The following is a 23,745-nucleotide window of genomic DNA, read 5'->3' on the forward strand; positions in this document are numbered from 1 at the left end:
CGACGCCAACGACGGCGCCGAATGTTTCGGAGACTGATCATGAAGAAGTTCATCCTCGCCGCGCTTGCCGCCTCGATCGCCCTGAGCCCGATGGCCGCATCGGTCGCCAGCGCGCAGGGCCGCCAGCAGGAGCGCCATACCACGGTGGTGAAGCGCAACGGCAATGTCGTGAAGAAGACGGTCGTGCGCCAGCAGGCACCGAAGTATCGCAGCGACTGGCGCAAGGGCCAGCGCTTCGACCAGCGCCAGGCCCGCAATTATCGCCAGATCGACTATCGCCAGTATCGCGGCCTGCGCGCACCGCCGCGCGGCTACCGCTACGTCCAGTCCGACCGCAATGTCATTCTGGTCAGCAATGGCGGCATCATCTCGCAGATCTTCGCCGGCCTGATCCGGTAAGGGATTGCTTCTCTAGCCAGAAGGGGCGGCGGGACTTCGGTTCCGCCGCCCTCTTTTTTACGGCGGCCCTCCCTCGTCATCCCGGACTTGGTCCGGGATCCAACCAGCGGCTTGGGACGGCGTATGAAGCGTGAACATCGCCTTGCCGGCCCATTGGATCCCGAATCAAGTCCGGGATGACGGGGTGTGTGGATGGTTCCTTGCCTTATCGGGCAATTCCGCTATGGACCGCCACTTCGGGGTTGACCGCATGCGCGTTCCGCCTCGTTTGCATACCAAGACGATAGCCGGAGGGGCGTCACGCATGGTGCGGGCGTCAGCGATCGGCCAAGACGAAGGACAAGACATGGCTCTGTATGAGCACGTGTTCCTTGCGCGCCAGGATCTGGCACAAGCGCAGGTGGACGCCCTGGCGGAAAACGCCAAGAAGATCATCGACGATAACAATGGTCGCGTCGTAAAGACCGAAAATTGGGGCCTGCGCAGCCTGGCGTACAAGATCGCCAAGAACCGCAAGGCGCATTACGTGATGCTCGAAATCGACGCCCCCGGCGATGTCGTGGCCGAGCTCGAGCGCCAGACGCAGATCAACGAAGACGTCATCCGCTACATGACCGTCAAGGTCGAAGGCCATGAAGAGGGCCCGAGCGTGATGATGCGCAAGTCCGATCGTGACCGCGAGCGTCGTGGTGACCGCGAAGGCGGCCGTCCTGACCGTGGTGACCGCCCCGAGCGCTCCGAGCGCCCGCGTCGTGATTTCGACGGCGAATAAGGAGCATATAGACAATGGCACGCCCATTTTTTCGCCGTCGCAAGTCCTGCCCGTTTTCGGCCAAGGACGCCCCACGGATCGATTACAAAGACGTCCGGTTGCTGCAGGGCTTCGTGTCCGAGCGCGGCAAGATCGTCCCGAGCCGTATCACTTCGGTGAGCGGCAAGAAGCAGCGCGAACTCGCCCAGGCGATCAAGCGCGCCCGTCATCTGGGCCTGCTGCCCTATATCGTTAAGTAAGGAAGGACTGACCCATGCAAGTCATCCTGCTTGAGCGCGTCGAGAAGCTCGGCGCCATCGGCGACGTCGTCACGGTGAAGGACGGGTTCGCCCGCAACTTCCTGCTGCCGAACAAGAAGGCGCTTCGTTCCAACGAAGCCAACCGCAAGGTGTTCGAAAAGAACAAGGAATCGATCGTTGCCACCAACGCGGCACGCCGCGGCGAGGCCGAGATCGAAGCCAAGACGATCGACGGCATCACGCTGACGCTGATCCGCCAGGCATCGAACACCGGCCAGCTGTACGGCTCGGTCGCGGTGCGCGATCTGCTCGACCTGCTCGAGACCGAGGGCCACAAGGTGCCCAAGTCGTCGATCGTGCTTAACAAGCCGATCAAGGCGATCGGCCTGTACGAAGTGAAGGTCGCGTTGCATCCGGAAGTCTCGGTGACCGTCAAGGTCAACGTGGCACGCTCGCCGGAGGAAGCAGAAATGCAGGCCTCGGGCGTCAACGTGATGGAAGCGATGTTCGAAAAGGACGAGGCCGGTTTCGTCGAGGATTACGATCCCAACGCCGAGCCTGGCGTGACCGCCGAGATGTCGTCGAACGACGACGCCGCGCCGGCCGCCCGGAACGACGACGAGACGACCGAAGGCTGATCTTGCAGCTTAGGTAAGAAAAAGGCCCGTCCGGAGCGATCCGGGCGGGCCTTTCTTCGTTCAAGTTCCTGCCAGCGCGAGGGGACGCCGGGGAACGCTCAGCTCAGGGACACGCCACGCAGGCGCCGACGACGGCAGCCAGGGGGATAAGCGCGAATACGAGGGGAAGTATCTGCTTCATGACCGGTTCGTTTCTCGTGAACTGAGGACCTGAGGCTGAAATGCGCGAGCGCCAAAAAGGTTTCCAGGAGATGAACGAGCCGATCCGCCACCGTCACCCGGGCCTCGCGGGATCCCGGGTCAAGCCCGGGATGACGAGGTCGTGCACCGGCGACCTACTTGCGCCCGAACAGTTTCTCGACATCGCTCATCTGCAGCTTCACCCAGGTCGGGCGGCCGTGATTGCATTGGCCGGAATGCGGCGTGACTTCCATTTCGCGCAGCAACGCGTTCATCTCGGCGACCGAGAGGACGCGCCCTGCCCTGACGGAGCCGTGGCAGGCCATCGTGCCGGCCACCGCATCGAGCCGCTCCTTCAGACTAAGCGCCTCGTCGAACGCGGCGAGCTCGTCGGCGAGGTCGGTGACCAGGCCGGCGACGTCGCTTTGCCCAAGCAAGGCCGGCACGGCGCGCACCAGCATCGCCCGTGGACCGAACCGTTCGAGATCAAGGCCGAACTCGCTCAGCTCCGCGGCGCGCGCGTCGAGGCGGTCGCAGGCGGGTTCGTCGAGTTCGATCACTTCGGGGAGGAGCAGTGCCTGGCTGGCGACGCCGCCATTGGCCATCGCCTTGCGCATGCGTTCAAGAACGAGGCGCTCATGCGCGGCGTGTTGATCGACCAGCACCAGGCCGTCTTCCGCTTCGGCGACGATATAGGTCTTGGCGACCTGGCCGCGGGCCACGCCGAGCGGGTGGGTGATGGTGTCCGGCGGCGCGGCGTAGGACGGTTCGGCGCGGCCTTGCGGGGCGGGCATCGTGAAAGTCTGGCGGCGTTCGTACACCGCGCTTCCTCCCGTCATCCCCGCAAAGGCGGGCATCCCGCTGGCTGGCGACGGCGTGAAGAAGGAAGAAGCGGGATCCCCGCCTTCGCGGGGATGAACGATAAGTTGCTCCGCCTGCCATGCCGCCATCGCGTCCTCGGCCGGGCGTTGCACGCTGCGGTGCCCGGCTCCGTCGAGCGCGCGGCGCAGGCCGCTGACGATCAGTCCGCGAACCAGCGCCGGTTCGCGGAACCGGACTTCGGTCTTGGCGGGATGGACGTTCACATCGACGGCGTCCGCCGGTACGTCAAGAAACAGTGCCACCATGGCATGCCGATCGCGCGGCATCATTTCAGCATAGGCGCCGCGGATCGCGCCGATCAGCAGGCGATCCTTGACCGGGCGGCCGTTGACGAACAGATATTGGTGATCGGCGATGCCGCGGTTGAACGTCGGCAGGCCGGCAATGCCGCCGAGCGTCAGCCCCTCGCGCGCGAAATCGATCGGTACGCCATTCTCGATCATACCCCGATCGGTCAGTGCGGCGACGCGTTGCGGCAGGCTTTCGCCGGCCAGCACCTGCAGCGCGCGCCGGCCGTCATGCTCGACCGAAAAGCCGATATCCGGCCGGGCCATGGCGAGCCGCTTCACCACGTCGAGACAGGCGGCATATTCGCTGCGCGCCGAGCGCAGGAATTTGCGCCGTGCGGGTACCCGCGCGAACAGACCGTCGACGCGCACCCGCGTACCGGGCGGCACGCCGGCCGGGCCGTCGGCGTCGACCACGCCGTTATCGACGATGCGCGCCCAGCCTTCGGCGCCGCGCACCCGACTCTCCAGCGTCATCCGCGCGACGCTGGCGATCGACGGCAGCGCCTCGCCGCGAAAGCCCAAGGTCGTCACTGCCTCGATCGCTTCGTCGGGCAGTTTCGATGTAGCGTGCCGCTCGAGCGCCAGCGCCATGTCGGCCGGCGCCATGCCGCAGCCGTCGTCGATCACTTCGATGCCGTCGATTCCGCCGCCGCTGAGCCGCACATCGACTCGGGTGGCGCCGGCGTCGATCGCGTTTTCTACCAATTCCTTCAACGCGCTGGCTGGCCGTTCGACCACTTCACCGGCAGCGATGCGATTGACGAGATGTTCGGGCAGGCGGCGTATTGACATGGGGTTTCCCCTAGACCAAGCGACGGCATCCCGCGACCCGCATTAGCCAAGTTCTGAGCGAGGAAATCCCGCCCGGTTCCTTGGCACGATATGAATAGCGCGCGATTTTGACACAGGCTGCCGGCCCGGCTCCGGGGCGGCCAAGTACGGAACGATCAATGGCATTCTTCTCGCGCTTCTTCAGAATGATGTCGCACGACATGGCGATCGATCTCGGTACTGCCAATACGGTCGTCTATCTGCGCGGCCGCGGCATCGTGCTCAACGAACCGTCGGTGGTGGCGATCGAGACGATCAACGGCGTGAAGAAGGTCAAAGCGGTCGGCGAAGACGCCAAATTGATGATGGGCAAGACGCCCGACACGATCCAGGCGATCCGCCCGCTGCGTGACGGCGTCATCGCCGACATCGACATTGCCGAGGAAATGATCAAGCATTTCATCCGCAAGGTGCATGGCGGCCAGCGCCGCTTTCTGCGCTGGCCGCAGATCGTGATCTGCGTGCCATCGGGCTCGACCTCGGTCGAGCGCCGCGCGATCCGCGATGCCGCGTCGAATGCCGGCGCCAGCCAAGTGTGGCTGATCGAGGAACCGATGGCGGCGGCGATCGGCGCCGATATGCCCGTCACGGAGCCGATCGGCTCGATGGTGGTCGATATCGGCGGCGGCACGACCGAAGTCGCCGTGCTCTCGTTGCGCGGTCTGGCCTACACCACGTCGGTGCGCGTCGGTGGCGACAAGATGGACGAAGCGATCGTCTCCTATATTCGCCGCAATCATAACCTGTTGATCGGCGACTCGACGGCCGAGCGGATCAAGCAGGAAGTGGGCGTGGCCAAGCCGCCGGCCGATGGCATCGGGCTGACCATCCACGTCAAGGGCCGCGATCTGGTCAATGGCGTGCCCAAGGAGATCCAGATCAACCAGGGCCAGATCGCCGAGGCGCTGAGCGAGCCGGTCGGCCAGATCGTCGAAGGCGTGCGCATCGCGCTGGAGAATACCGCGCCGGAACTGGCGGCGGATATCGTCGATCAGGGCATCGTACTGACCGGCGGCGGCGCGCTGCTGCAGGGCATCGACGAAGTGTTGCGCGACGAAACCGGGCTGCCGGTGACGATCGCCGACGATCCCTTGATCTGCGTCGCGCTCGGCACGGGTCGTGCGCTTGAAGATCCGGTGTATCGTGGTGTGCTGCATAGCGCCTGAGCGAGCAGCGCGCGCCGCGCGTGACGATATTCTAAAGCCCGGCCGACGCGAGCGGCGGCCGGCGCGACGATAGGGGGAAAGATGGCGCCGTCTCGCAATCGGCGTCCGGGTTTTTCGCGGCGGGCGCAATACGGACTATTTCTGGGCTACGTCATCGCCGGCGTCGGCGCGCTCGTCGCGGTGGTGCTGCTCGCGCTCGCGACCTTGAACCCGCCGGCCTATGCCGTGGCGCGCGCGACACTGGCCGAACTGACCACACCGATCTCCAGCGGGCTGGCCGGGATCGGCCGTGGCGTCGCGGCGATCCCGGCGGGCATTGCCGACCATTTCGCGGTCAAATCCGACAACGCCGAATTGCGCCGCGAGTTGAAGGACGTGCAGCGCCTGCTGCAGCGTGCGCGGACGCTGAACTATGACAATCGCCGGCTCAAGGCGCTGCTGCGCTTTCGCGAGCGCGCGGTGGCCCCGATCGTGACGGCCCGGTTGGTCAGCTCCTCGGCGTCGAGCACGCGGCGGGTCGCCGTGCTCAATGCCGGCGCCTGGCAAGGCGTGCGCGAAGGGCAGCCGGTGCAGGGGCCGGAGGGACTGATCGGCCGCATTCTGGAGGCCGGGCCGAACACGGCGCGCGTGCTGTTGATCACCGATCCCGAAAGCATCGTGCCGGTGCGCCGCACGCGCGACGGGCTGGCGGCGCTGGCCGCCGGCCGCGGCGACGGGCTGCTCGACATCCGCTCGGTCAGCCTGACCAATGTGGCGTTCCAGCCGGGCGACGTGTTTGTCACCTCGGGCACTGGCGGGATCTACGCCCCGAACATCCCGGTGGCGCGGATTTTGCGGCGCGCCAGCGATACCGCGTTGGCGCGCGCTTTCACCCAGGCCGACACGCTCGATTTCGCGCTGGTGCAGCAGGCATTCCTGCCGCCCCCCGCCCCGGCCCCGACGCCCTCCCCTACGCCGGCGCCGGCCGCGGCAGCGCCGTGAGATCGCCACGCCCCCGCGCCGGGCCGTTCGATCCCGCGCCGCTTGGCCCGATCGCGCGCGTGCTGCCGGCGCTCAGCGTGATGGCGGGGTCGTTGTTGACGATCTGGCCGTATATCGCCAGCTTCCCGATCCTGCCGCCAATGGGCCTGGTGATGCTGCTTGGCTGGCGCCTGCTGCGCACGGATTCCTTCCCGATCTGGGGGGCGCTGCCGCTTGGCCTGTTCGACGATCTGCTTAGCGGGCAGCCGCTCGGCAGTGCGATGCTGCTATGGCAATTATGCTTCTTCGCCATCGACATGATCGACCAACGACTGGTGTATCGCGATTTCTGGCAGGACTGGCTCGTCGCGGCCTGCGCGATCGGATTCTGCCTGATCATGGGCCGGGCCTTTGCCACGCCGTTCGGCGCGCATGTCGATACCGTATTGCTGCTCCAGGCAAGCATCGCGATCATGCTGTTCCCGCTCTGCGCGCGGTTGTGCGCCTGGCTTGATGGCAAGCGCGGGGACGCGTAGGTCGGCCCATGCGGATCGCCAGCGAACAATCGCAATCCTACAGTTTCACCCGCCGGGCGTTGATGCTCGGTGGCGCGCAGGCGACCGTCGGACTGCTGCTGGCCGGACGAATGACCTGGCTCGCGGTGGCCGAGAACGAGCGTTACCGGCTGCTGTCGGAAAGCAACCGCGTCAACATGACGTTGGTGCCGCCCCGGCGCGGCTGGATCGTCGATCGCCACGGCGCCCCGATCGCCAACAACCGCACCGACTTTCGCGTCGATCTGATCCCCGATCGCTTGCTCGATGTCGACAAGGTGCTGGCCGAACTAAGCCGGATCCTCACGCTGCCGCCGGAGGAGATCGAACGGATCAAAACCGACCTCAAGCATGCGCGCGGGCTGCAGCCGGTGCAGGTGATGGAGAATCTCGACTGGGAGCGGTTTGCCGCGGTCAGCGTGCGCCTGCCCGAACTGCCCGGCGTGGCGCCGACGCGCGGTTTCGCGCGCAGCTATCCCGCCGGCGCCGCCGTGGCGCATCTCACCGGCTATGTCGGCGCCGCCTCGGCCGCGCAGTATCAGAAGACCAAGGATCCGCTGTTCGTCACGCCCGGTTTCAAGCTGGGCAAGGACGGGCTCGAAAAGACGCTGGAGGCCACGCTGCGCGGCGATGCCGGGGCCAAGCGCGTCGAGGTCACCGCCCGCGGCAAGCTGGTGCGCGAACTGGAGACGAAGATCGATACGCCGGGCAAGACGGTCCGTCTGACCATCGATGCCGGGCTGCAGGAATATGCCGCGCGGCGGCTCGGCACCAATAGCGGCTCTGCCGTGGTGATCGATTGCGACAGCGGCGACATCATGGCGATGGTGTCGATGCCGGCCTATGACCCCAACAGCTTTTCCGATGGCATCAGCCATCTGGAATGGAAGATGCTGTCCGACGACGATCACGTGCCGTTGATGAACAAGTCGCTGCAGGGCCTGTATCCGCCGGGATCGACGGTCAAGCCGATGAACGCGCTGGCCCTGCTGCATGCCGGCGTCGATCCACATGCGCGGATCAACTGTTCGGGCGCGATGCGCGTCGGCACCGGCGTGTTTCACTGTCACAAGCGCGGCGGCCACGGCCCGCTCGACATGAAAAATGCAGTGATGCAGAGCTGCGACATCTATTTCTACGAGATGATCCGGCGCGTCGGCTATGATGCGATCGCGCCGATCGCGCGCGAAGTCGGGCTCGGGCAGAAGTTCGAGTTGCCCTTCGATTCGCAGCGCTACGGCACGGTGCCGGACAGCGCATGGAAACTGAAAAAGTATAAGGACGCGTGGACCATTGCCGACGGTCTCAACGCCTCGATCGGCCAGGGCTATGTGCTGGCCAATCCGTTTCAATTGGCGGTGATGGCGGCGCGGATCGGTTCGGGACGGCAATTGACGCCGCGCCTGATCATGAACGGCACAGTGCCCCCGGCCCCACCGCTGTCGGCGACGCCTGAACAGCTCGCCATCGTCCGCGACGCGATGTTCGGCGTGATCAACCAGGGCGGCACCGGCGGGCGGGCACGCATGCTCGTGCCCGGCGTCGCCATGGCCGGCAAGACCGGCACCGCGCAAGTGCGCCGCATCACCATGGCGGAACGCGCCGGGGGCGTGCTCAAAAATGGCCAATTGCCGTTCAAGATGCGCGACCATGCCTTGATTGTCGGCTTCGCGCCGGCCGACAAACCGAAATATGCGATGGCCGTGGTGCTCGAGCATAATGGCCATATCACCGCCAATCTCGATACGCCGCTGACCGGGCGCGACATCATGACCTATATGTTCGATCGCGAGCGGGCGATGGCATCGCTGGCCGAGTTCGAGCCGACCTGGGGCGGCGACATCCGCACCCGCGCCGATGCCCAGGCCGCCGCGTTTCGCGCCACCGCCGCCGCGCCGCCGCCGATCGTCGGCGCAGCGACCGAGACCAATGCTACCGCGCCGACCGCCGCGCCCGCGGTCGCTGCCGCCACCGACGCGGCCAACGCCACCGCCGAGCAATTGGCGCGCGATGCCGCCACCGGCAACGGTGTGGCCGAAACCATCGGCTCGCCCGAGCCGTCGCCATGAGCGGTCGCAATTTCGTCCCCGCGCCATTGGCGCAATTGCCGTGGCGGATCATCCTGCTGGTCATGGCGATCAGCGCGTTCGGGCTGGTCGTGCTGTATTCCGCCGCTGGCGGCAGCGTGCGGCCCTGGGCGCTCAACCAGGGCGTGCGCTTCATCGTGCTGCTGGCCGCGGCCCTCGCATTGTCGCGGGTCCGGGAGAGCTTTCTCGGCAAGATCGCGCTGCCGGTGTACGGCGTGCTGGTGGTCTCGCTGGTGCTGGTCGAACTGCTCGGCGCGGTGCGCGGCGGCAGCCAGCGCTGGCTGGATCTGGGCGTGATCCGGCTGCAGCCGTCCGAATTCATGAAGCCGTTCATCGTGCTGGCCTGCGCCAAATTCTACGACATGCTGCCGCCCAGCGAGACGCGGCGCTTCGGCGCGATCTGGCCCGCGGCGCTGCTCATCGGCGTGCCCGCCGGGCTGGTCATGTTGCAACCCGATCTCGGCACCGCGCTGATGATCTGCGCGGGCGGCGTGACGGTGGTGTTTCTCGCCGGCGTGCCGCTCCGGCTGTTTGTCGGCGGCGCGCTGGCGCTGGGCGCAGCGATCCCGATGGCGGTCAATTTCGTGCTGCACGATTACCAACGCAACCGCATCCTCATCTTCCTCGATCCGGAAAGCGATCCACTCGGCACTGGCTATCATATCAGCCAGTCGAAAATCGCGATCGGCTCGGGCGGCATTTTCGGCAAGGGCTTCCTCAACGGTTCGCAAAGCCATCTCGATTACCTGCCCGAGGGCCATACCGATTTCGCGCTGGCGACGATGATGGAGGAATGGGGCTTGGTCGGCGGCGTGCTGACGATCATCGCTTTCTTCTGCATCATCTTCTGGGGCGTCAACGTTGCGCTCAACGCCTCGACGCGGTTTGGACGGCTGACCGCCGCCGGCTTGTCGGCGACGATCTTCTTCTATGTCGCGATCAACATGTCGATGGTCATGGGCCTGGCACCGGTCGTCGGCATCCCCCTGCCCTTTATCAGTTTCGGCAGCTCGGCGCAGTTGACCGTGCTGCTGTGCCTCGGCGTGCTGATGTCGATCGACCGGCAAAATCGCCAGACCAGCGCTTGGTGAGAAAAAGCGCATAAAAGGGTTTGCATTCCCCGGGCACGATGCTAGTTCGCGCCCTCCCCGAACGCGGCGGCGCCCTCCAAGCGCCACCAGATGCCGCGGCGGATATGGACGCATAGCTCAGTTGGTAGAGCAGCTGACTCTTAATCAGCGGGTCCTTGGTTCGAGCCCAAGTGCGTCCACCATATATCTCAGATAAGTTGAGCTCACGGCCAGTGCGATGCGCTATCCGGGGTGCACCTCGACGCACGTTCTACGCCATTGCAGGCGCGACAACCTTCGTCGGGGTTGCCGATCACGAACAGCCTGTTTCATCACCAGGAAATTGATCTCAGTTAATAATGGCGTTCAGGATGCAGCTAGGCTCGGATCGGTGATCGTTCGATAGGGCTCCCAGTGATTTCGTCACTAGCCGCACAACACTTTCGCAGAGGGCGGCAAATGAATTCGAGCCAGAGTGCCGACACGCCCCAATGGGGTATCGTCGATCTACGCCGCGCGACCCAGGCGGCGGGCGTTGCGCTGTGGTCGTGGAACGTCGAAACCGACCGCATCACGATGGACGAGCACGGGTTCCGCTTGTGGGATGTCGGTACGCAAGGCGAGATCACCTTTGAGGACCTCTCGGGAAAGATCCACCCGGCCGACCGGGATCGGGTGCGGGCCGCTTTCTCGGCGACGCGTGCCCTGATCGGCGCCTATGATATCGATTTCCGCATCCTGAGTGGCGACGATGTGCGGTGGATTTCCGCCCGCGGCCAAGGTGACGATGCAGGCATCATCGAAGATGTCATGTTCGGCATCTTCCTGGACGTTACCGATCGGAAGCAGGCGGAGGAAGCGCACGAATTGTTGGCGGGGGAAATGAGCCATCGCGTCAAGAACCTGCTGGCGATCGCCTCCAGCCTCACCACGATCGCGTCGCGATCCGCCGTGAGCGCGGAAGAGATGGCCAACGACCTGACCACGCGCCTGTCGGCCTTGGGCCGCGCCCATGACTTGGTTCGACCGACGCCGGACGGGGAAAACTCCGCTTTGGTCGGCGACCTGATTTCCGTGGTGCTGGCGCCCTATGACGGCCTGGCGGCGCTGAGCGGCAGAGTGCGGGTATCCGTACCGAGGATCGCCACCGGCGACGGCGCCGCGACCAATCTGGCGCTCATTCTGCACGAACTGGCGACCAATTCGGTGAAATACGGCGCGCTATCCGTCTGCGCCGGTACGATCGATATCACGTGCACCGTGCGGGACAATGATGTGGCGCTGGTATGGACGGAACGCGGCGGTCCGACGATCGCCAAGGCAACCGAGGCGGGGTTCGGTAGCAAGCTGATCGCCCGCCTGACGGCGCGGCTTGGAGGGTCCTGTTCGACCGACTGGTCGGCCGGCGGCGTCACCGTGACGCTCACCATGAAAAAGGACCGTTTAGCAGCCTAGCGTCGCGCAATTTGCACGAGCCACCCAGCGCCATCGGGCGCCACCGGGGCGGTCAGAACGGGAAGAAGGTCTGGATCGCCACGATCGCCACGCCAAAGGTGATGAAATTAAGCGGCAGCCCGACCTTCACGAAATCGAGATAGCGATAGCCGCCCATCTGATAGACGATGACGTTGGTCTGATAGCCGAACGGCGTGGCAAAGGCGGCGCTGCCGGCCATCATCACGGCGACGAGGAACGGCCGCGGGCTGACCCCCAGGCTCTCGGCCAGCGCCACGGCGATCGGCGTGACCAACACCGCAACGGTGGCGTTGGAGAGCAATTCGGTCAGTACCATGGTCAGCCCGTAGAGCACGATCAACGCAGTCAGCGGCCCGACTTCCTGCATCGATCCGACCAAGGCGCCGGTCGCCTCTGCCGCAAGCCCGCTGCGCTCCATGGCCATGCCGAGCACGACCATGCCGGCGATCAGGATCAGGATCTGCGGGCGCAAGCCGCCATAGGCCTCGTCCGCCGTGATCACGCGCAGCAAGATCAGCAGCACCGCACCGGCAAAGGCGGACGCGGCGATCGGGGCCAGGCCCATCGCCGCGACCGCAATCGCGCTGGCGAAAATGCCCAGCGCAATCGCCGCCTTGACCGGCTGGAACGGCCGGGGCGTGGCAAACAAAGTGGCATCGCCGACCTGCCCGCCCGGCACGTCGATCACGGTCGCCTCGGTCGCCGGGGCGGCATCGGTCATGCTGCCGCGCATCAGCCGGCCGCTGAACAGGAACAGGTACAGCGCCCCCGCCAGGGCGATGGGCAGGCCGACGGGGGTGATCTCGAACATGCCGAAGCGCGGCTGGCCGGCGACGCGCGCCATGTCGTCGACCAGCAAATTGGTCGACGTGCCGATCAAGGTGCAGCAGCCGGTCAACACCGTGATGTAGGACAAGGGCATGAGATAGCGTTTCGGCGGTAGCTTCAGCGCGATCGCCACATCGCGCACCACGGGCGCCCCGAGCACCACGATCGGCGTGCTGTTGAGAAAGCACGACACCAAACCGATCGCCGCGAGCAGCAGCCACAGGCCCGCCGCGCCGAGCCGCCGGCACATCTTCACCGCCGCTTCGATCGCGCGATCGAGCAGGCCCGACAATTCCAGCGCGTAGGCGATGACGAACAGCGAGGCCAGCGCGATGATCGCCGGGCTGGCGAAGGCGCCCTGCACCTCGATCGGCCGCACCACGCCAGTCGCCAGCAACACCGCCGCGCCGCTCAGCGCAACGACGTCGGCGCGCACCTTGTCCCAGATCAAAGCGGCGACCACCGCCACCAGCACGACCAGCGTGAGGATCTGATCGAATGTCACGGGTGCTGCGCGCGGGCCATGGGCACGATCACGAAATGGGGCATACCTTCTCCTGTGGATGGCGCTACACCGGGTATGACCGGGCGCAAAGCTTTGCTATCCCCTGACCATGAATGAGCCAAGCCTCCGCACCAGTCGTGTCGCGCTCGCCGCCGGCCTTGCCGCCGTTGTCGTGGTGGGCGGCGGCGGGTTTCTGCTCGGGCGATCGACTTCGGCGCGGGATCCGGCGCCGGCGGTCGTGGCGCCGATCGCCGCCCCGGCGCCGTCCACGCCGGAGGCCGAACAGCCGGCCCCGCGCGATCGCGTGCTGACCCGCGTCGATCTGATCGCGCTGGCCGCCCAAGCCACCGATGCCGTCGCCTCGGGCCAGCCGCTGCCCGCCGCCATCGCCCGCGCGATGGGTCAGCGTTTCGCAATCAATATCCCGTTTGGCTGCCAGGGTCCGGCTGACGCGACCAGCGACGCGCCGATGCGCTGGCGCTACGATGCCGAGACCAAGGTGTTGCGTGTCCATGTCGCGCCGGTGGTGTGGAACCCGACCGAGATCCTGCCTGCCGCCGCCGTCGAGTCGGTCGCCGCGGTCGAGGGGTTCTGGATCGCGCGCCCATGGAGCGCGAGCGATAGCTGCCCGCCAGTTGGCGAAGCGGCGACACCCAGCGGCGCGGACGCCGTAACCCTGCCCGGCCAGACGCTGGCCATCGCGCAATTTTTCGGCGCGGACGACGTGCGCCAAGGGCGACGCGGCGACAAACCCTATGAAGCGGTCGTGCGCCTGCCCGACGGGGCCTTTGCCGGCCCACAGGGGTTGCGATTGCGCATCACCGGGCGGATCGCCGCGCCGCCCGGCGGCGGCCCGGTCGCGTGCCGCCAGCCGGCCGGCGCAGAGCAGCGCCCGATCTGCCTCATCGCCATCGCCAGCGACGAAATCGCCATCACCGATCCCGTCTCCGGCACCGTACTGGCGACCTGGACGGTGGACGGCGCGGACGCTGCGGGACAGTGATCCCGCGATAATCGGCTCAACGTGCCCAGGCGCGCGGCAGAGCGATGGCGGGGCACTGGCCTGGCCGGCCCTGCGCAGGCTAAGATAAGCGCAGATTACCGGGGTCGTTGTTTGCGTAAATTTTCAGTGAGCCGGGCCGCGATCGCTGCGCTTGGCACGAGCATTTGTTTGGCGGCCTGCGTGCCGAACGGCCCGCCGCCGCGGCCCGCCGCCCCGGTGTTCCGGCCATTGCCGGCGGCCCCGCCTCTATCCGTCACGGCGCCCCCCGCCACGCGACCGAACGTGCGTCGGGACCAGCCCCCGGCGGACCTGCTCAGTGCGGTGCAGGCCTTGGGCGGCGGCTTTGCGGGCCAGGTCGGCATCGCCATCCGCGATGTCGATGACGGCTGGGCGGTGGGGCATAATGCCGACCTCCCGCTACCCCAGCAAAGCGTGAGCAAATTGTGGGTGGCGATCGCGGTGATGGACGCGATCGACCGCGGCACGCTATCGCTGTCCGACGCGATCACCGTGCGCCGGTCCGATCTTACCGTATTTCATCAGCCGATCCGCGCCTCGGTCGGCGCGGACGGTTATCGCACCACCATCGGCGCGTTGCTGGAAGGCGCGATGACGCGCAGCGACAATACGTGCAATGATGTGTTGCTGTGGAAAGTCGGCGGCCCCGCGACGATCCGCCGCGTGCTGGCGCAGAAGGGCGTCATCGGGGTCGGCTTCGGCCCGGGCGAGCGCCTGCTCCAGGCCAAGACCGCCGGGCTCGACTGGCGCCCGGAATGGGCCGGTGGGGCGGGCTTTCTCGAGGCCCGTGCGAAAATGACCTACGAGGCGCGCGACGCGGCGTTGAAGCGCTATCTCGCTGCGCCGTATGATGGCGCTTCCGCCAACGGTATCACGCTCGGGCTCGCTTTGCTGCAGAAAGGCGCGCTGCTCAGCAACGCCTCCACCGTGCATCTGCTGACGCTGATGCGCGCCAGCAAGACCGGACCGCTGCGGCTGAAATCGGGGCTCCGCCCCGGCTGGAGCTTTGCGCACAAGACCGGCACGGGGCAGGAACTCGCCAGCCTCGCCACCGGCTATAACGATGTCGGGCTGTTGCGCTCGCCCAGCGGCCACACTTATGCCGTCGCGGTGATGATCGGCAGCACGCGGCGCCCGATCCCCGCACGCATGCAATTGATGGGCGATGTGACACGGGCGCTCATCGCGGCGGTCGAATAACGGCTGCGCACTCCGCCGTTCCGCGCTCGCAGGTTGATTGGCTCGCAAGTGGCCCGCCTGCGTTGAAAGAGCACCTCTTGGGGAGACCGATCATCGCCACCTTCATGTTCGCGACGGGAATCGAAAATAGCGTACCCACGATCCATGGTGGGCGTACGCGCGTCGACGAGATGGAAAGCTGTGGTCACTATCGGCGCTGGCAGGAGGATTTCGCGCTCGTTGAAGACATGGGCATCGGCTATCTTCGCTTTGGTCCGCCGATCCACAAGACCTGGCTGGGTGCCGACCGCTACGACTGGGAATTCGCCGACCTGACCTTTGCCGATCTGAAGCGGCGCAATATCGCCCCGATCGTCGACTTGTGCCATTTCGGCGTTCCGGACTGGATCGGCAATTTTCAGAACCCAGACTTTCCCGACCAATTTGCCCGCTACGCCGCCGCCTTTGCCGAGCGTTTCCCCTGGATCCAGCTCTATACGCCCGTCAACGAGATGTATATCTGCGCCACCTTCTCGGCGCGCTACGGCTGGTGGAACGAGCAACTCAGCAGCGACAAGGCATTTGTTACAGCGCTCAAGCATCTCGTAAAGGCCAACGTGCTGGCCATGCAGGCGATCCTGAAGATACGCCCGGATGCCATTTTCATCCAGAGCGAGTCTTCCGAATATTTCCATGCCGAAAGCCCGGCGGCGATCCGGCCCGCTGAAATCATGAACGCGCAGCGGTTTCTCTCGCTAGACCTGAACTATGGCCGGCGCGTGGATTCGGAAATGTACGAATATCTGCTCGATAACGGGATGACGCGGGACGAATATCACTTCTTCCTGAACCAGCACCTCAAGCAACATTGCATCATGGGCAACGACTATTACGTCACCAATGAGCATCGGGTGGCCGAGGACGGATCGACGCGCGCCTCGGGCGAGATATTCGGCTATAGCGAGATCACCCGCCAATATCATGACCGCTACCGGCTCCCGGTCATGCACACCGAGACCAATTTGAACCAGGGCCCATCGGGCCGGGAGGCGGTGGACTGGTTGTGGAAGGAATGGGCCAACGTGCTGCGCGTGCGCAACGACGGCGTACCGATCGTCGGCTTCACCTGGTATTCCCTGACCGATCAGATCGATTGGGACAGCGCGCTGCGCGAGACCAATGGCAACGTCAATCCGCTCGGCCTGTTCGATCTGGACCGCAACATCCGGCCAGTGGGCACGGCTTTCAAAAAGCTCATCACCCAGTGGCGTGACGTGCTGCCGACGCAAAGTCTCTGCCTGACCGTGCCGGTCGTGCTGCCGGACGAGAATGACGACGTGAATGCCAGGCGACAGACCAGGCTCGCTGAACAGATGCAGTAGACCTGTCGAACCGATCGACTACAGAGCGCCGGCATCCGAAGATGCTGCAAGCCGATCACCGGAGCACGAAATGTACTTCTCCCGAAATGCAGTTGCGGCCGGCATGACCATCGCGCTGATAGCAACGGCAAGCGCGGCGCAGGACGTGCCCGTCGCCGCTGTGCCGACCCTTGCGCCGGCCCAGATCGTCACGCGCTGGACGGCCGAGGAAGCGCGCCAGGGCGCCGCGGCCGACGCGCGGCATTTCTACGCGATCAGCAACAACCGGATCGGCAAATACAACAAGAAAAGCGGCCGCCGGGTCGCGCAATGGCAGGGTTCAAAAGCGCAGTTTCCGCATATGAATTCCTGTGTCGTCGACCGGACCCAGTTGATCTGTGCGGCGTCCAACTATCCCGCGGTGCCGATGGCCAGCGCGATCGAGATTTTCGACGCCGCTACGTTGCGCCATATCCGATCGATCACGCTGCCGCCCCTGCCGGGATCGCTGACCTGGATCGAGCGGCGCGGGAAGGATTGGTTTGCCGGGCTGGCCAATTACCCGGTGGCCCGCGGCGGGGAAGCGGGTCACGATCATCGCTGGACGTCGCTCGTCCGGCTGGACGCCGGCTTGCGCCCGACCGGACTGTGGCACTTTCCCGACAGCGTGCTGGCGCGCTTTGCACCGATGAGCTGTTCCGGCGGCACGTGGGGCACGGATGGCCTGCTTTATGTCACGGGCCATGACCTGCCCGAGCTTTATGCGCTGCGGCTGCCGAAAGCGGGCACCGTGCTCGAACACATTGCCACGATCCCCCTGCCCACCGGCGGCCAAGCGATCAGCTGGGACCCGTCCGCGCCGCGTACCTTGTGGTCGCTTGATCGCGCCACCAAGCAGGTCGTGGCAAGCCGGATCGGGGCTATAGACATCAAGCGCTAGTCTGTTTGCAGGCGATCGACCCAAAAGTCACCATTGTCCGTCTTCATACCACCGCCCAACATCGGGCGCCCATTCAGGCCCAATCCGGACGTCAAGGTGCAGGCGCCGCCACTCGCGCTCAAAGACGTGGTGTACAAGCACAACACACTCGCTATGATCACCCTAACATTGCGGGGGATCACATGCTCGAGCTCAACGGCGTAACCCATATCTACGCGAACGGAACGAAGGCGCTCGACGATGTCAGCCTGACTGTGCCGACCGGCATGTTCGGGCTGCTGGGCCCGAACGGCGCCGGCAAGTCGACGCTGATGCGGACGGTGGCCACGCTGCAAACGCCGACCGCGGGCACGATTCGGTTCGGCGCGATCGATGTCATCGCCAATCCCGAGGCACTGCGCGAGACATTGGGCTATCTGCCGCAGGATTTCGGTGTCTATCCGCGCGTTTCTGCCTATGACATGCTGGATCATATGGCGGTGCTGAAGGGCATCGCCTCGGCGCGCGAGCGCAAGGAGACGGTCGAGACCCTGCTCAACCAGACCAACCTCTGGGCGGTGCGCAAGAAAGCGATCGCGGGTTTCTCGGGCGGCATGCGGCAGCGTTTCGGAATCGCCCAGGCGCTGATCGGCAATCCCGGACTGATCATCGTCGACGAACCGACCGCCGGGCTCGATCCCGAAGAGCGCAACCGCTTCCTCAACCTGCTTGCCGAGATCGGCGAAAATGTCGTGGTGATCCTGTCGACACACATCGTCGAGGACGTCGCCGATCTGTGCCCGCGCATGGCGGTGCTGGCAGCGGGGCGGATCCAGCTGGAAGGCGCGCCGCTGGAATTGATCGAGCAGACGCGCGGCAATGTCTGGGCCAAGACGATCGGCCGCGACGAGCTCGACGAGAGCCGGCTGCGCTACGAAGTGATCTCGACCCGCCTGTTCGCCGGGCGCACGATCATCCACATCCTGGCGCATGACGATCCCGGCGACGGCTTCGCGCCGGTAAAGGGCGGGCTGGAGGATGTGTATTTCTCCACCCTCGCCCGCTCGCGCCGCGTGCCGGCCGCCGAGCCCGTCTCCAGCTCCATCGCGGCCTGAGCGCGATGTTCGGCCAGATCGCCCGCTTCGAACTGCGCTACCAATTGCGCAATCCGGTCTTCTGGACCGTCTCGATCCTGTTCTTCCTGCTGACCTTCGGCGCGATGACGGTCGAGCAGATCCAGATCGGCAGCGGCGCCAACATCCACAAGAACGCGCCCGTTGCGATCGCGCAGATCCACCTGATCATGTCGCTGTTCTTCATGTTCGTGACGACGGCGTTCGTCGCCAACGTGATCGTGCGCGATGATGAAAGCGGGTTCGGGCCGATGGTGCGCTCGACCCGCGTCAGCAAGACGGATTATCTGCTCGCCCGTTTCCTCGGCGCGTTCGCCGCTGCGGCGATCGCCTTCGCCGCCATCCCGCTGGCGATCTGGCTGGGCTCGATGATGCCGTGGATCGATCCCGAAAAGCTCGGGCCCAACCGGCTTGGCGATTACGCTTATGCCTATTTCCTGCTGGCCCTGCCCAACGTGTTCCTGACCTCGGCGATCTTCTTCGCGGTGGCGACGATGACGCGGTCGATGATGTATTCCTATCTCGGCGTGGTCGTGTTCCTGGTGCTCTATTTCGCGCTCACCGCGATCCTGCGGAGCAAGCCCGAATGGCGCCCGTTCGGCAGCTATGTCGAATTGTTCGGGCTTGGCGCGTTCAACACGACGACGCGATACTGGACGGCGAGCGACGCCAATGCGGGCATGCCGGCCTTTGCCGGCGTGCTGGTGTGGAACCGGGTGATTTCGATCGCGGTCGGGCTGTTGGCGATCGCCATCGCCTATGCGCGCTTCTCCTTCGCCGAGCGCGGCGTATCGAAACGCAAACTGCGTCGGCAGCGGCGTAAGACCGCCAAGCTCGCCGCGCAATTGCCGACCATGGTCGAGCGTCTGCCTGCCGCGCGCCCAAATCATGCCGCCTGGACGCGGCTGAGCACACGCTGCCGCTTCGAAATGGGCTTGGTGTTCCGCAGTCCCGCCTTCGTCGTCCTGCTGATGATCGGGCTGTTCAACGCCGTCGCCGCCTTGCTGTTCGCCAATGAGATGTTCGGCACGCCGATCCGCCAGCTGACCTTCGCGGTGATCGGCACTTTGCAGGGCAGCTTTTCGATCATCCCGCTGATCATCGCGATTTATTATGCGGGCGAATTGGTCTGGCGCGATCGCGAGCGCGGCATGCACGAGATCGTCGATGCGACCTCGCTGCCCAATTGGGCGTATCTGGTGCCGAAAGTGCTCGCGGTCACCGGCGTATTGTTCGCCACGACGCTGGTTTCGGTGGTCGCCGCCTGCCTCGTCCAGCTCGCGCGCGGGCAAACGGATCTGGAATTGGGCCAGTATTTCGCCTGGTATCTGCTGCCCACCACCGCCGATGCCGTGATCCTCGCCGTCCTGGCGGTGTTCGTCCAGGCGCTCAGCCCCAACAAATATGTCGGCTGGGCAATCATGGTGGTCTATCTCGTCGGCACGATCACGCTGACCAGCATTGGGTACGAGCACCCACTCTACCAATATGGCAGCACCGGCACCGTACAGCTCTCGGACATGAACGGTGACCAAATCGGCGGCGCGCGCGCATGGTGGTTGCGGCTCTATTGGGGCGGTATCGCGCTGGCGCTGGGCGTCTTCGCGCACCTGTTGTGGCGTCGCGGCACCGAGACGCGGTTGAAACGGCGGCTGCTGCAATTGCCACGACGTCTGATCGGCGTGCCCGGCGCGGTGCTGGCCGGCGCGTTGCTCGTGAGCGCGGCAAGCGGCGCGTATCTCTATCACGACATGAACGTGATCAACACCTATCGCACGGCGCAGGACGGCGAACGTCGGATGGCCGACTATGAGAAGAAGTACCTCAGATACGCCGCGGTGAAGCAACCGTCGGTGACCGACATGCGGCTGAACATCGCGCTCTACCCGGAGCAGCGCCGGATGGAATCGTCCGGCAGCTATGCCTTCGTGAACGACACTGGCGCCCCGCTCCGCGACCTGCACGTGCGGCTGATGAACGATCAGACCAAGCTGGGCGCGGTTGCCATCCCCGGCGCCAGGCTGGTGATGGACGACGACGACCTGCAATATCGCATCTACCGCTTCGCTACACCGCTCGCCCCCGGAGCGCGGGGCACGCTCAGCTTCCACGCGACACGTTGGGAACGCGGCATGCTCGCCAATGCCGACGATACCCGCGTGGTGGGCAATGGCAGCTTCCTGCAGAATGGCGAGTTCGCCCCGCAGCTTGGCATGGACCAGAACGGCTTGCTGCAGGACCGCGCCAAGCGCCGCAAATACGGTCTGCCGCCCGAATTGCGCCTAGCCAAGCTCGAGGACCGTTCGGCGCAGGCGCGCAACATGCTGTTCAATGCGCCGTGGGTGCGTTCGGACATCACCGTCTCGACCAGCGCCGGCCAGACGCCGATCGCGCCCGGCCGGAAGCTATCCGATACGATGGCGAACGGCCGACGCACGGCGCGCTTCGTCTCGACCGCGCCGATACTCGCCTTCTTCTCGGTGCAATCCGCCGCTTACGCCGAAAAGACCCGCCTGGTGGACGGCACGCGCCTCGCCGTGTTCTACGATCCCAAACATGCCTTCAATACGACACGCATGCTCGATGCGATGCAACGCTCGCTGCGCTATTACCGCGCCAATTTCGGCCCCTATCAGTTCGACTATGCCCGGATCATGGAATTTCCCGGCTATGCCAGCTACGCGCAGGCGTTCGCCGGCACGATCCCCTATTCGGAACGGATCGGCTTCATCGCCGACGGCCGCGATCCGGATGCGATCGACTATGTCAGCTATGTCACCGCGCACGAACTGGGCCATCAATATTGGGGCCATCAGTTGGTCGCCGCCGATATGCAAGGCGGCACGCTGCTGCTCGAGACGATGGCGCAATATTCCGCGCTGATGGTGATGAAGCACCAATATGGCGAGGACAAGATCCGCCGCTTCCTGAAATACGAGCTCGATTCCTACCTGCGCTCGCGCGGCGGCGAAGTGATCGAAGAAGTGCCGCTCGATCGCGTCGAGAACCAGGGCTATATCCATTATCGCAAGGGTTCGCTGGTCATGTACCTGCTGCAGGATCGGCTCGGCGAGGCGCGCGTCAACGCGATGCTGCGCGGCCTGCTTGAGCGCTATCGCTTCAAGGGCAAGCCGTATCCGCGCTCGCTCGATCTGGTCGCCGGGTTCCTGTCGCTCGCGCGTACCCCCGGCGAACGACAGCTCGTGCTCGACCTGTTGGACCGGATCACGGTGTATGACCTGAAGACGACAGCGGCGACGACGCGGCAGCGTGCCGACGGCCAATACGAGACGGTGCTGACCATCGATGCCGGCAAGTTCTACGCCAGCGGTAGCGGCGTCGAGAAGGCGGCGCCGCTTGCTGACACGATCGACGTTGGCGTGTTCGAGCAACGCCCGGGCCTGGGCAGCTTTGCCGCGCGCGACGTGCTGCTCAAGGAGCGCCGGCCGATCGTTTCCGGGATACAGACCGTGCGCATCGTCACGAAGCGCAAGCCGGCCTTTGCGGGGATCGATCCCTACAACATGTATATCGACCGCAATGGCGACGACAATGTTATCCCGGTGACGTCTTAAGCTGGGGGGATCGCAGATCGGCGGGGACGACGTCGCCAGCTCTCATGAAGCCTTAAGAGAGCGACGCACCTTGCAGCCAGAGGTGTCTTCGGCTTCGGCGGCAATGGCGCGGATCGTCGCTTCCGGATGGCGAACCTTGGCGAGTTCGGGCGCCTCCACGCGCAGGTGTTCGACGCCGCTACCCCATTGCCGGCGCCACCACGTGCTGGCGGACCGCGCATCGATGCGGGGCAGCATGTTCCGCGCATAGCCGAGCATTTCATCGGGCGGGATCAGGTCCTTCCCATCGGCGATAGCGTGCGACAGGTCTCGCGCCAGATCGACGTTGCGCACCTTGGCCATCTCTCCCGCGCGATATTGCAGATCGGCAGCGACGTTGCGTTTGGCTGCCGCCCATTCCTGCTCCGTAAAGCCGGTCGTCGCGAGCTCGCAGGTCATCTTGCGCAGGCCCGCGACCGCCGGCTGCCACTGATCGACGGCAAATCGGTCCCACAGCATGATCTGCCGATGACCCTCGCTACTTTCGATGAACATGCCGAGCTTGCCGGCCGGGCTGCCCGGCTGGGAAGCGGCGAAGCGCCCGTCGATCGCCCGCACGGCCAGCAGATCCATGAGGTCCGCCTCGGCCTGCCGGGCGCGCGTCGAGGGCGGCGCGGGGGTGGGCATGACGACCGTCATCATCGCCGTCCTGCGCCCCTGGGGCAGCGCGGAGACACTGATCGGGCGGATGCGATCGCGCTGAAACACTGGAAATGGCGCTCGGCGGGACACGGGCTTGCTGGGCTGCCAGGTGCCGAAGCGCTGCTCGATCAGCGCCCTCACCTGCTCGGCGTCGACATCCCCCACGATCACGATCATCATGGTCTCGGGCTGATACAGCCGTCGGTACAGATTACGGATCGTATCGATACTCGCGGTCGGCACATCATCGGAGTTTTGAGCCTCGATCACGTCGTTGGGCGACCCTGGCGCGACCGCCGCGATGTAATCGGCGAAGATTTCGTTGCCGAGCTTCTTGTCCGCCATCTCCCGCACGACCTCGGCCCGGGCGGCATCGACCGCATCGGCGCGCAAGGTGAGGTCGGTCGCGGCGTCCCGAAACAGGCTCAGCAACGTGTCGATCTCGGCCGGTGCCGTGGTTTTGGTCGACAAATAATAGTTGGTTTCCCGCCACGAGGTCGAGCCGGCATTCGGCGCAGGGAACGTCAGCGGCAGGCCGATGCGAACGAGATGTCGGAAGTCGTCCGGCTCTTTGTTGGTCGGGCTAAGGAAGAAGATATGTTCGATCAGGTGGGCCAATCCCCGCTCGCCGGGGCGTCGTTCGGCAATGAACCCACCCTCATTGCGCACCAGAAAGCCAATTCCGGGCTCACTGCCGCGGCGCGGCAGGATGGCGAAGCGAACCCCGTTGCTGAGGCGTCCCGTCACGGTCTTCTGCCAAGCGCCATCGGAGGGGCGCGCGATCGTCCTTTGGGTGACTGCGTCAGTCGCTGCGAGTGGAGAAGAGGACACGGCTATAGGAAGCAGCGCGAGGCGTAGCGACGACCGGAAGTGGCTTATCACTTGCAAGGCTTGATCCCTTCCAGCCTGTCGCTTCCGATCCCGACCACCGGCAGCAATTAGCGCGATGATTGTAAAGTTTTGCGGCAGGAGGATGACACGCGCTGAAGCGTCCAACTG

General features: G+C 65.2%; 19 protein-coding genes and 1 tRNA gene. 17 read left to right on the plus strand and 3 right to left on the minus strand.

All coding sequences use genetic code 11. From position 1 onward, the window contains the following. Positions 1 to 39: 39 nt before the first annotated feature. From U1739_RS03485 to rplI, 4 genes are all read left to right on the plus strand, one after another. Positions 40 to 399, plus strand: coding sequence for an RcnB family protein (locus U1739_RS03485; RefSeq protein WP_332704015.1), 360 nt, complete (start codon positions 40 to 42; stop codon positions 397 to 399). 346 nt (positions 400 to 745) lie between these two features. After that, complete coding sequence (gene rpsF / locus U1739_RS03490) at positions 746 to 1,171, plus strand: 30S ribosomal protein S6 (RefSeq protein WP_261294172.1); 426 nt, start codon at positions 746 to 748, stop codon at positions 1,169 to 1,171. 14 nt (positions 1,172 to 1,185) lie between these two features. Beyond that, the gene (gene rpsR / locus U1739_RS03495) at positions 1,186 to 1,410 is read left to right on the plus strand and encodes a 30S ribosomal protein S18 (protein WP_034158365.1); all 225 of its coding nucleotides are present in this window, start codon (positions 1,186 to 1,188) and stop codon (positions 1,408 to 1,410) included. Positions 1,411 to 1,424: 14 nt separating this feature from the next. After that, a complete protein-coding gene (rplI, locus tag U1739_RS03500; protein ID WP_332704017.1) occupies positions 1,425 to 2,048 on the plus strand; it encodes a 50S ribosomal protein L9 in 624 nt (207 codons plus the stop codon). A 335-nt stretch (positions 2,049 to 2,383) separates the two neighbouring features. On the opposite strand, the gene mutL is transcribed toward rplI, so the two are convergent. Continuing rightward, on the minus strand, positions 2,384 to 4,192 hold the full coding sequence (mutL, locus tag U1739_RS03505) for a DNA mismatch repair endonuclease MutL (RefSeq protein ID WP_332704019.1): 1,809 nt from the start codon (positions 4,190 to 4,192) through the stop codon (positions 2,384 to 2,386). A gap of 158 nt (positions 4,193 to 4,350) precedes the next feature. Between mutL and U1739_RS03510 the strand changes: the two genes are divergently transcribed. The 7 genes from U1739_RS03510 (at position 4,351) to U1739_RS03540 (ending at position 11,523) form a co-directional block, all read left to right on the plus strand. Beyond that, on the plus strand, positions 4,351 to 5,397 hold the full coding sequence (locus U1739_RS03510; protein ID WP_332704021.1) for a rod shape-determining protein: 1,047 nt from the start codon (positions 4,351 to 4,353) through the stop codon (positions 5,395 to 5,397). Positions 5,398 to 5,478: 81 nt separating this feature from the next. Beyond that, positions 5,479 to 6,378 (plus strand): rod shape-determining protein MreC, encoded by a 900-nt coding sequence (locus U1739_RS03515; protein ID WP_332704023.1) that lies wholly within the window; start codon positions 5,479 to 5,481, stop codon positions 6,376 to 6,378. Continuing rightward, complete coding sequence (gene mreD / locus U1739_RS03520; RefSeq protein ID WP_332704025.1) at positions 6,375 to 6,893, plus strand: rod shape-determining protein MreD; 519 nt, start codon at positions 6,375 to 6,377, stop codon at positions 6,891 to 6,893. Before U1739_RS03515 ends, mreD begins: the two co-directional genes overlap by 4 nt. A gap of 8 nt (positions 6,894 to 6,901) precedes the next feature. Beyond that, positions 6,902 to 8,980 (plus strand): penicillin-binding protein 2, encoded by a 2,079-nt coding sequence (gene mrdA, locus U1739_RS03525; RefSeq protein ID WP_332704027.1) that lies wholly within the window; start codon positions 6,902 to 6,904, stop codon positions 8,978 to 8,980. Further along, on the plus strand, positions 8,977 to 10,089 hold the full coding sequence (gene rodA, locus U1739_RS03530; RefSeq protein ID WP_332704029.1) for a rod shape-determining protein RodA: 1,113 nt from the start codon (positions 8,977 to 8,979) through the stop codon (positions 10,087 to 10,089). The genes mrdA and rodA overlap by 4 nt, the downstream gene beginning before the upstream one ends. A 106-nt stretch (positions 10,090 to 10,195) precedes the next feature. Next, positions 10,196 to 10,271, plus strand: a tRNA-Lys gene (locus U1739_RS03535). Between the two features lie 256 nt (positions 10,272 to 10,527). Next, the gene (locus tag U1739_RS03540; protein WP_332704031.1) at positions 10,528 to 11,523 is read left to right on the plus strand and encodes a sensor histidine kinase; all 996 of its coding nucleotides are present in this window, start codon (positions 10,528 to 10,530) and stop codon (positions 11,521 to 11,523) included. Between the two features lie 52 nt (positions 11,524 to 11,575). On the opposite strand, the gene U1739_RS03545 is transcribed toward U1739_RS03540, so the two are convergent. Next, a complete protein-coding gene (locus U1739_RS03545) occupies positions 11,576 to 12,877 on the minus strand; it encodes an SLC13 family permease (RefSeq protein ID WP_332704033.1) in 1,302 nt (433 codons plus the stop codon). A 109-nt stretch (positions 12,878 to 12,986) separates the two neighbouring features. Here U1739_RS03545 and U1739_RS03550 point away from each other — a divergent pair, with 109 nt between their 5' ends. The 6 genes from U1739_RS03550 (at position 12,987) to U1739_RS03575 (ending at position 22,065) form a co-directional block, all read left to right on the plus strand. Further along, a complete protein-coding gene (locus U1739_RS03550) occupies positions 12,987 to 13,880 on the plus strand; it encodes a hypothetical protein (RefSeq protein WP_332704035.1) in 894 nt (297 codons plus the stop codon). Positions 13,881 to 14,162: 282 nt separating this feature from the next. Continuing rightward, entirely contained in the window at positions 14,163 to 15,098 is a 936-nt protein-coding gene (locus tag U1739_RS03555; RefSeq protein WP_332704037.1) for a serine hydrolase, read from the plus strand. A gap of 77 nt (positions 15,099 to 15,175) precedes the next feature. Then, positions 15,176 to 16,459: a family 1 glycosylhydrolase gene (locus tag U1739_RS03560; RefSeq protein WP_332704039.1), complete on the plus strand. Its 1,284-nt coding sequence runs from the start codon at positions 15,176 to 15,178 to the stop codon at positions 16,457 to 16,459. Positions 16,460 to 16,562: 103 nt separating this feature from the next. Further along, positions 16,563 to 17,378: a hypothetical protein gene (locus tag U1739_RS03565; protein WP_332704041.1), complete on the plus strand. Its 816-nt coding sequence runs from the start codon at positions 16,563 to 16,565 to the stop codon at positions 17,376 to 17,378. Positions 17,379 to 17,560: 182 nt separating this feature from the next. Then, on the plus strand, positions 17,561 to 18,472 hold the full coding sequence (locus U1739_RS03570; protein ID WP_332704043.1) for an ABC transporter ATP-binding protein: 912 nt from the start codon (positions 17,561 to 17,563) through the stop codon (positions 18,470 to 18,472). Between the two features lie 5 nt (positions 18,473 to 18,477). Then, the gene (locus tag U1739_RS03575; RefSeq protein ID WP_332704045.1) at positions 18,478 to 22,065 is read left to right on the plus strand and encodes an ABC transporter permease/M1 family aminopeptidase; all 3,588 of its coding nucleotides are present in this window, start codon (positions 18,478 to 18,480) and stop codon (positions 22,063 to 22,065) included. A gap of 42 nt (positions 22,066 to 22,107) precedes the next feature. Here the strand turns inward: U1739_RS03575 and U1739_RS03580 are convergent, their stop codons facing one another. Next, on the minus strand, positions 22,108 to 23,493 hold the full coding sequence (locus U1739_RS03580) for a M16 family metallopeptidase (RefSeq protein ID WP_332704047.1): 1,386 nt from the start codon (positions 23,491 to 23,493) through the stop codon (positions 22,108 to 22,110). Between the last annotated feature and the right edge of the window lie 252 nt (positions 23,494 to 23,745).

Source organism: Parasphingomonas puruogangriensis (genome assembly GCF_036663635.1).
Lineage (GTDB): Bacteria > Pseudomonadota > Alphaproteobacteria > Sphingomonadales > Sphingomonadaceae > Sphingomonas.

What these genes read in the sequence shown, in the direction of transcription:
- U1739_RS03485 (WP_332704015.1), top strand. Translation starts at nt 40, where the DNA reads ATGAAGAAGTTCATCCTCGCCGCGCTTGCCGCCTCGATCGCCCTGAGC.
- rpsF (WP_261294172.1), top strand. Translation starts at nt 746, where the DNA reads ATGGCTCTGTATGAGCACGTGTTCCTTGCGCGCCAGGATCTGGCACAA.
- rpsR (WP_034158365.1), top strand. Translation starts at nt 1,186, where the DNA reads ATGGCACGCCCATTTTTTCGCCGTCGCAAGTCCTGCCCGTTTTCGGCC.
- rplI (WP_332704017.1), top strand. Translation starts at nt 1,425, where the DNA reads ATGCAAGTCATCCTGCTTGAGCGCGTCGAGAAGCTCGGCGCCATCGGC.
- mutL (WP_332704019.1), bottom strand. Translation starts at nt 4,192, where the DNA reads ATGTCAATACGCCGCCTGCCCGAACATCTCGTCAATCGCATCGCTGCC.
- U1739_RS03510 (WP_332704021.1), top strand. Translation starts at nt 4,351, where the DNA reads ATGGCATTCTTCTCGCGCTTCTTCAGAATGATGTCGCACGACATGGCG.
- U1739_RS03515 (WP_332704023.1), top strand. Translation starts at nt 5,479, where the DNA reads ATGGCGCCGTCTCGCAATCGGCGTCCGGGTTTTTCGCGGCGGGCGCAA.
- mrdA (WP_332704027.1), top strand. Translation starts at nt 6,902, where the DNA reads ATGCGGATCGCCAGCGAACAATCGCAATCCTACAGTTTCACCCGCCGG.
- rodA (WP_332704029.1), top strand. Translation starts at nt 8,977, where the DNA reads ATGAGCGGTCGCAATTTCGTCCCCGCGCCATTGGCGCAATTGCCGTGG.
- U1739_RS03540 (WP_332704031.1), top strand. Translation starts at nt 10,528, where the DNA reads ATGAATTCGAGCCAGAGTGCCGACACGCCCCAATGGGGTATCGTCGAT.
- U1739_RS03550 (WP_332704035.1), top strand. Translation starts at nt 12,987, where the DNA reads ATGAATGAGCCAAGCCTCCGCACCAGTCGTGTCGCGCTCGCCGCCGGC.
- U1739_RS03565 (WP_332704041.1), top strand. Translation starts at nt 16,563, where the DNA reads ATGACCATCGCGCTGATAGCAACGGCAAGCGCGGCGCAGGACGTGCCC.
- U1739_RS03570 (WP_332704043.1), top strand. Translation starts at nt 17,561, where the DNA reads ATGCTCGAGCTCAACGGCGTAACCCATATCTACGCGAACGGAACGAAG.
- U1739_RS03575 (WP_332704045.1), top strand. Translation starts at nt 18,478, where the DNA reads ATGTTCGGCCAGATCGCCCGCTTCGAACTGCGCTACCAATTGCGCAAT.